The organism is Shewanella sp. SG44-2, from assembly GCF_014164215.1.
Taxonomy (GTDB): Bacteria; Pseudomonadota; Gammaproteobacteria; order Enterobacterales; family Shewanellaceae; genus Shewanella; species Shewanella frigidimarina.
On the sequence record NZ_JACJEU010000006.1, the window covers coordinates 225,479 to 234,394 of the forward strand.

Sequence of the window (8,916 nt, forward strand, 5' to 3'; positions counted from 1 at the left end):
AGAGTTATTGGCAGAATCGTTCTTTTTTTCGGGAGTAAGTATGACAGAGCAAACGGCAGATATGTATGCGTCACTTCGATCAAATGTGGGGCATTTAGGCCAGATATTAGGCGAAACAATGCAAAACCATTTAGGTGATGCATTTTTAGAAAAAGTAGAACAAATTCGAATTTTAGCAAAAAAATCTCGCCAGGGTGACGAAGCCTCTCGCGAGCAAATGTTGGCATTATTAACCGCTTTACCAGATGAAGAACTGGTACCTTTCGCCAAAGCCTTCAACCAATTTTTAAACTTAGCCAATATCGCAGAACAATTTCACACCATTAGCCGTAATTGCGACGAACTCGTGTGTGTACCCGATCCAGTAGAGCAACTACTTGGACGCATGCTTGATACTGATTTAGACAAAAAAGATGTGATTAAGAGCTTAAAAAACTTAGACATCGATTTAGTATTAACCGCACATCCAACCGAGATTTCACGCCGCACGCTAATTCAAAAATATGCGGCAGTGGTTGATTGCTTAACGGAACAAGAAAACAGCCAACTGACTGATCGCGAACGCCAACAAAGCACTCTGCGTCTGCGTCAGCTTATTGCCCAAATTTGGCACACCAACGAAATTCGTAACGAACGCCCAACTCCTGTAGATGAAGCGCGTTGGGGTTTAAGCACTATCGAAACATCATTGTGGCAAGCTATTCCTGACTTTCTGCGTCAACTGAATGATCAAGTTGAGCAAAAGACCGGTCAGCAATTACCTATTGATGTCTCTCCGGTGAGATTTTCAAGCTGGATGGGCGGAGACCGCGACGGAAATCCGTTTGTAACGTCTCTCGTCACCCAAGAAGTACTCGATCGCAATCGTCATGCCGCAGCAAGATTGTACTTAAAAGATATTGTGAGCTTGCTTGGCGAATTGTCGATGGAACAAGCGAATGCTGAATTATCAGCGTTAACAGATAACAGTAAAGAACCGTACCGCGATGTGTTACGCAAATTACGCTGCCAATTACGTGACACCATCGATTACCTTAACGCACGTCTTGAAGGTAAAAAACCTGATGTTGATACCAGCGAGCTAATTTGGCATAAATCAGATTTGCTTGAACCGCTTGAACTACTTTATAAGAGTTTGACCGATTGCGGTATGAAGCTGATTGCTAATGGCCTGTTACTCGACATATTACGTCGTTTAGCGTGTTTTGGTATTCACATGTTACGCCTAGATATTCGTCAAGATGCTACCCGCCATAGTGACGTGATTGCTGAACTGACTCGTTATTTGGGCATGGGTGATTACAACCATTGGGACGAAAATGAAAAACAAGCGTTTTTACTGCGCGAGTTAACCAGCAAACGTCCACTGATCCCAACAAATTGGAAACCGACGGATGATGTCGCTGAAGTTGTCAGAACCTGCAACTTAGTCGCCCAGCAGCCTGTTAATGCACTGGGCTCTTATGTGATATCAATGGCCAGCAAGCCATCTGACGTATTAACCGTATTATTACTGCTAAAAGAAGCCGGTTGCACTAATCCAATGCGCGTAGTGCCATTATTCGAAACCCTCGCTGACTTAGAGGGTGCAGCTGACTGTATGACTTCGCTACTGAATATTGATTGGTATCGTGGTTACACCAAAGGCATGCAAGAAGTGATGATTGGTTATTCTGACTCAGCTAAAGATGCCGGCGTAATGGCAGCTGCCTGGGCGCAGTACCGTGCACAAGAACAGTTAGTTGCTGTGTGTAAAAAAGCTGACGTTAAATTAATGTTGTTCCATGGTCGTGGCGGTTCTATCGGTCGTGGGGGCGGACCTGCTCATAAAGCTATTTTATCGCAACCACCAGGTTCGGTAGATGGTCGCATCCGTGTGACAGAACAAGGCGAAATGATCCGCTTTAAGTTTGGCTTACCAAAATTAGCGGTACAAAGTTTAGCGCTATATACCTCAGCGGTATTAGAAGCGACATTGTTACCACCACCGGAGCCTAAAAAATCATGGCGTGATTGCATGCAGCGTATTGCTGAAGAGTCAGTACTGCATTATCGCGGAATCGTACGTGAAGAACCTGACTTTGTTGAGTATTTTAGATCCGCTACTCCTGAAGTTGAGCTTGGTAAATTGCCATTAGGCAGTCGCCCTGCTAAACGTAAAGTTGATGGTGGTATTGAAAGCTTACGCGCTATTCCGTGGATTTTTGCTTGGTCACAAAACCGCTTAATGTTACCTGCTTGGCTTGGTGCGGGTGAAGCACTACAAGATGCGGCAGATCGCGGCGAGTTGGAATTATTGCGTGAAATGGAAGAGCAATGGCCTTTCTTTGAAACCCGTATTTCAATGCTCGAAATGGTCTACACCAAAGCAGAACCTAACTTAGCCAAGTACTACGAGCTATGTTTAGTGAAGCCAGAGTTACATCATTTAGGTGAGAAGTTACGTCAACGTCTGCAATTGGGTATTGAAGCAGTATTATCATTAACCCAAGCGACAGAGTTAATGTCACATACGCCTTGGAGCCGTGAGTCTGTTAAACTGCGCAACCCTTACATAGATCCACTTAACTTCTTACAAACCGAGCTATTAGCCCGTACACGTAGAGAAGTTGAACCGTCTGCTGATGTTCAGCTAGCACTTATGCTGACCATTGCCGGCGTTGCAGCAGGAATGAGAAACACTGGATGATAACCTTGGTTAAAACCCTTGGACTGGGATTGTTATTGTTACTGACTGGCTGTGCCAGTCAGTACAGCATCACCGAGTCTGAAATTGAACAGTACCTTAATAAAGACATGCATTTTGAGGTAAAACAGGGCAACAAGTTAATTGGTGTATCACTTAAGCTAAATGATATGCAGGTCGTGTTGGGCGCTAAGCCAAATACCATGGCAGTGACAGCAGCAACAATGATTACAGTTAACAACCCACTTTTACCGATCCATGCAAAACTGAAAACGACTTTTGAGGCAGTGCCTTGGTATAACAGTAATACCAAGAGTGTCTATCTTCGACAGTTAACCTTAGTGAAAGTTGAGTCTGAACCCGCTGATATTGAACGCTACATCAGCCAGGCAACACCACAACTAATGGGATTTTTACGTAATTATCTTGAAAACCAGCCAGTGTACACTTTAGACACTCGCGACAGTAATCAAGCATTAATGGCTAAAATGACCAAAGAAATTGCCGTACAACAGGGCAAACTAGTGGTTAAGTTTTAAAGTTATTTTCGTAGTAACAGAAAGCACCTTCCGAGGTGCTTTTTTGTTGTTTCAAACATATCGAAATCCATACATCTATCAACACTTAAATATCTCAAGTATCAGAAAACTGAGCATTTCCTAATCAATCAGAACCACGTACAATAACTTGGCAATATTGGAGTGCATAATAATCATGGGATAAATGATGCCGTTAATGGATGACGTAGCCACATTAAAAGCACAGCTGGCTGAGTTAGTCTCACAGCAAGGTGCACAACAGGCCGATGTAAATCAGCAGTTAGCTAAATTCAGCCAGCAACTTGATGCTTTGGCCCTGCAAGTACAAGCGCAAAACAACAATGAACAACACATTAGCTTGGCTGACGAAAACTTACATGTTCCTGTGTATGAGAGTCGAGCAAACGATTCGAGCGGCAATATCGTTGCCGATAAACCTCAATACTCTTCTTCCGCTTGGGAACGCCAACCGTTAGACACAAATCATTCAGCGTCAGCGCCATCCATAACAGCGCAACAAACCTCGATAGTCACAAAGTCACCAGCCAGACAAAGTGCGCTAAGTGCCATGGTCTCTCAATTAGCTGAAGCTATTGGCGAATTCAGCACATCTGCGCTGGCACCATTGTCTGGGTTAACCGAACAAGCAAAAAGCTTTTATCAACATTACCAAACTAAGGGTTTAGGTGCTGTATTTTTGATGACCGTTGCCGGCATCATTACCCTGACACTTGGGTTTGGTTACTTATTGCAGTTTTCTATTAACAACTGGTTTTCAGAGCTGGGTAAAGCGTTATTAGGTTTAGGCGTAGCAAATAGCATTATTGTCGGTGGTGTATTCATTCGACAAAAACGACCGGGCATGCAAGATTTTGGTTCAGGGCTTGTTGGTCTTGGGCTTATTCTTAACTACTTGTGTTTGTATTTCTTAGGGCCGTATTTTCAGCTTATTCCCGATACAGCCTGCTTTGGTTTACTGTTACTCAACACCGTTTTTGGTTATGGTTTATCATTTAAACTCGACACCAAAGTGGTGGCCATTGTCGCCTTACTTGGTGGTTCACTTGCGCCATTGATGTTACTTGATGGTGGTCAAACACCATTATTGTACCTGCCGTATTTAATGCTTATCGGTATCTGCTCGATGGTACAAAGCCACAAATTAGTTTGGCCGATACTCATCGAAATAACTGCATTACTCCATATCGCTTGCATACAAATACTCAGCTTATTTATTCAATTGCCGCTGTCTGTCATTGATTGGCAAACCGGCTTAGCATTATTGATGATCAATGGGCTCTTCTACCTCTACGGTATTGCCAGCTTATTATTTGTCATCAAGTCTGCGTTAACACCAAGACTGCTAGCGGTTCCAATCGCACTCATGGTTTTTACTCTCTACACCCTAACGGAATGGAGTATTTTTGCTGGTGAGCTATTTGCACTTAATGCATTGCTGTGTGGGTTGTTATATTGGGTAATTAAACGCGATAAAGATATTAGTGCACTTGCCTTGGCTTTTGCCGGAAGCTTTGCTGGTTTTGCCGCACTGCTTTTACTCAGCGTCGAACTGATGGGATTAGTGTTGTTATTAGAGGGATTATTGTTACTGTGGATTGGCTGTAAACAACAATTTAACCCTATTAGAGCAGAAGCTTATGTCTTGCTGATACTGGGCATAATCAGCAGTTTTGCTAACGTATTTGATGTACTAACCCTGCCACACTATGACAATAATGGCTTATTAGGGTATCAAGAATTATTGAGCTTATCGATGGCACTTACCTGTGCAATGACTTTTGCAGCACAAAAGCTTCTTAGCCGCCATCAAGCTGATTTAATGACATTTGAGCACCTAGCTGTACGGTTTATCCGCGAGTTACTTGGAGTGCTTTATACGGTTACCTTATTACTCATTAGCTTCTTTATTACTGAGCAATATTGGCTTAATACATTGCCATTAATCAGCTTATTACTACTGTACATGAGTGCTAAACACACCCTACGCTTTAGCGAAGTATTAGCCTGGATAGTGCAACTGCCTCTACTAGGATTAGTGATTATTGGCATGGTAGACGCCAATAGCTTGAGTTTTGCAGACCAAGCTATGAACGCTAAGTTAGCCCGTATCGAGCTCTTTACCGGACTGTTACTCGCGTATTATTGGTACAAAAAATATTACGCCGACGCTAAGTTAATCCGTTTTGCTTACTATGTTCAGTTGGCATGTTATTTAGCCTTACCATTGCTGCTATTACCTAAAATCGTTCGTAGTTATCCAGACTATATTGCTATCGCATTATGGGTAAGCAGCCTCATGAGCTTAGGATTAGCATACCTTGTTAATCACAAGAGTCTTCGCTATGAGTCGCAAATACTCACGATATTAGCAACCATGGTTACAGGAGCAATGTGTCTCGCAGAACTATGGCAAGGACTAACCGCATTGGTGATGGGTTTATCATTTATTGGGCTCATTAGCTGGCGTTATACTCAGTTACCTGAGAAGTGGCAGCAAATGACTACGCTTCAATGGCATATTGGTCCATATTATATTGCCTTAGTAATCGCAGTATTGATTCAAATAGTTACGAACCTAATCCACCCATCATGGGCAATTACTGCTTTAATTATTTGCGGATATTTCAGCGTGATTACCGAAAGAAGCACTCGTATAGGTCGACATTTAAAGCAGGCCTTAGCACCTAGTTATAGCTTGGCTTACACGGCAATCTTTATCTGTGCCATTTTACCTATTGTGCTTCACAGTGAAACACAGCTGACGTTAAACATTAATAGCTTACTGATTAATTTAGCAGAGTTTGGAGTGCTTGTTTTATTAGCTCGATATTTACTAACCGCTAAGTTAGGCATTAGAGCACACAGAAAAATAGTCTCTCACAACGCTCTAAAATGGGCATGGCATGCTTTATTAGTAATAAGCTATTTACTCTGGAGTTACCAATTAGACACCAGCATGGCTGCGCCAATGAGTGCAGTGTTATTAGTAGTACATGCAAGTGCGGTGATGTTTATCAGTTTGAGACCTCAACAAGCAAGCCTCGTCAGGTTAGCGGCATTACTATTTACTTTAGCGTGTATCAAAGTGATTTTTGTAGATATGGCGTCATTTGAATTAATTCAAAAAATCGTCGCATTTATTTTGATTGGAGTGATTTTACTAACGGTTGCTTACTTTTATCAAAAAGCGAAAAACAATCAATTGCCTGAAGACCTTACAGCCTAGTCATTAAATCTAGCTTGCTTATAACAGTGATAAGCAAGCTAGAATAAACTTACTTGGCGAACCGAGGTATTGACGGATAATCAACAATAACGGCTTCTTCAAGTAATGCACGACGAAGCATATCGTAAGCAATTGCCGTACTCATACTTCTTACAAGCTGGCGTGATCGTTTAGGTAACTTCACCATTTGGCTGTATACACCGTGTTTAGTTGCTAATGCTATTGCAACTGTTCCAACAGGTTTGTCATCAGATCCTCCATCAGGGCCTGCAATACCGCTAGTGGCTAATGCAAAATCACTGTCTAAAATTCCTCGAACACCTTGCGCCATTGCTTCAACAGTAGGAATAGATACTGCACCATGATCATCTAAGATCTGCGGATTAACGCCCAGCACTTTCACTTTAGACTCATTACTGTAAGTCACTAAACCATGATGCAAGTACGAAGAACTACCTGCAAAATCGATCAATTGACTAGTGATCATGCCCCCAGTACAAGACTCTGCCACACTAAGGCTAAAACCAGACTGGTATAATCGATGATGGATCTCTGCTGCTAATGTTGGGCGATTTTCAGCAACAACCGCACAACCTAATAAAGCTTTAACCTGCTTTGTTACATCAGGTAACTGACGAATAGCTTTATCACCACGAGCAAATATCTTAATTTCAATGTGTGGCATTGAGGAACGATAACCTAACTCAATTCCAGCTGGTAAAGTAATCTCTGATAGAGTATCCGCTAAAGATGACTCTCCATGACCAATAGTAAGTAACTTTTCTAAAGCTGACTTTTCTTGAACACCAAACTCTTCAGTAATAAATGGAATAAACTGCTCGGTGATCATGTGCTTTAATTCAAAAGGCACACCTGGTGTAAAGAATAACCACGCATTATTCAACTTCACTCTAAAGCCGCATGCTGTTCCGACAGGATTATCAATCATCACAGCAGAAGCTGGTAACCAAGCTTGCTTCAAATTACTCTTAGCCATTACACGATTATTACGGGTAAACCAATCTTCTAAATGTTCACGCCATTGTACATTTTCGACAAGTTCTTCGCCTTTAGCTTTCGCCATGGCTAATGCAGACATATCATCACTAGTAGGCCCCAAACCACCATTAACAATAATGACATCAGCATGCTTACTGCGCTCTTGGAATGCGGCAACGAGGTCATCCATCCGATCGCCAACTGTCACTCGATGTTGCATCTCAATGCCTAATTCCATCAAGGTATTAGCAACCCAAGCAGCATTGGTATCCACTATCTGACCAGATAGTACCTCTTCACCAGTACAAATCATTTCTAACTTCATTGTTATTCCTTATCCCATGCTATTGGCACTTAAGTTAGGGGACCAATATGTTAATGGCAAGAAAATAGATCGTATTTATAGAAAATTAACTAATAAGTAGCTGAATGAATTACAACAACTCAACAGTAACATCTCAAAATAACTAAATTAGATCGTTTAGCTAATGATCTGTGTACGAGTTATCAGCAATAGATAAGGCATACAAATCATGTAGGCATGCTCAATAAAACGATAGATAGGCATTTGGAAACAACTGCATAAAAGCTGTATAACGCTTGAGGTAACTAAATTGAAGCGATTAAACACTAATAAAACAGAAATAAGTAAACATCTATAAGGGGCAAAGCTGCTATCAAATGAATATTTCAAAAACAGATATTCAAATGTGATCCTCTGTATTTGGCATGACCAAGCACATTTGATTTATTGAGAGTCCAGAACTAAGATGACTACTCCCCCATATCAGCAACATAGTTCTGTTTACGCACTGCGCACTGCTGTCTATATAGGGAAATATCATAAATTTCAGTTACAAAAATCCTCGTCGTGAGACTAGGCTTCGATGTCATTCGCGGAGCTGGTGCTGATTATCATCAGAGTGAGCCCGCGTTCGCCGGCGTGACAGGCCGCCTGCAGTTTATTGACAGTCTAATCAACCAAGCGACGAAGAGCATGTATGCCCAAATGTCGTGAAGACCATGGTTAGTCAAGAAAGACCACTCGACCTTTAATCTTTTCGTATTTTCTGATACGAAAAAGGCCTTTGCATTACAGCAAAGGCCTTCATCTTAAGTTGGCGGAGCGGACGCTGATATCATAAGAGTGAACCCGCGTACCCATGCGTGACAGGCCACCTGCAGTTTATTGACAGCCTAATCAGCTAAGCGACGAAGAGCATGTATGCTCAAATGTCTTGAGGACCATAGGTGGGCAAGAAATACCACTCTATCTTTAATCTTTTCGTATTTTCTGATACTAAAAAGGCCTCTGCATTGCTGCAGAGGCCTTCATCTTAAGTTGGCGGAGCGGACGGGACTCGAACCCGCGACCCCCGGCGTGACAGGCCGGTATTCTAACCAACTGAACTACCGCTCCTTTAGCAAATTGCTTGCGCACGATG

Annotated in this window: 4 protein-coding genes and 1 tRNA gene; 3 read left to right on the plus strand and 2 right to left on the minus strand. The window is 42.2% G+C overall.

The genetic code is table 11. The annotated features are described in order from the left end of the window. Window positions 1-40 precede the first annotated feature (40 nt). The 3 genes from ppc (at window position 41) to H5181_RS07190 (ending at window position 6,472) form a co-directional block, all read left to right on the plus strand. A complete protein-coding gene (gene ppc / locus H5181_RS07180) occupies window positions 41-2,689 on the plus strand; it encodes a phosphoenolpyruvate carboxylase (protein WP_182750622.1) in 2,649 nt (882 codons plus the stop codon). Further along, on the plus strand, window positions 2,686-3,225 hold the full coding sequence (locus tag H5181_RS07185; RefSeq protein ID WP_102036049.1) for a DUF1439 domain-containing protein: 540 nt from the start codon (window positions 2,686-2,688) through the stop codon (window positions 3,223-3,225). Before ppc ends, H5181_RS07185 begins: the two co-directional genes overlap by 4 nt. Window positions 3,226-3,412: 187 nt before the next feature. Continuing rightward, the gene (locus tag H5181_RS07190) at window positions 3,413-6,472 is read left to right on the plus strand and encodes a DUF2339 domain-containing protein (RefSeq protein ID WP_182750631.1); all 3,060 of its coding nucleotides are present in this window, start codon (window positions 3,413-3,415) and stop codon (window positions 6,470-6,472) included. A gap of 49 nt (window positions 6,473-6,521) precedes the next feature. Here the strand turns inward: H5181_RS07190 and H5181_RS07195 are convergent, their stop codons facing one another. Both H5181_RS07195 and H5181_RS07200 read right to left on the minus strand, forming a co-directional pair. Next, the gene (locus H5181_RS07195; RefSeq protein WP_182750623.1) at window positions 6,522-7,796 is read right to left on the minus strand and encodes a CinA family nicotinamide mononucleotide deamidase-related protein; all 1,275 of its coding nucleotides are present in this window, start codon (window positions 7,794-7,796) and stop codon (window positions 6,522-6,524) included. Window positions 7,797-8,814: 1,018 nt separating this feature from the next. Further along, window positions 8,815-8,891 (minus strand) — tRNA-Asp (locus H5181_RS07200). Window positions 8,892-8,916 lie beyond the last annotated feature (25 nt).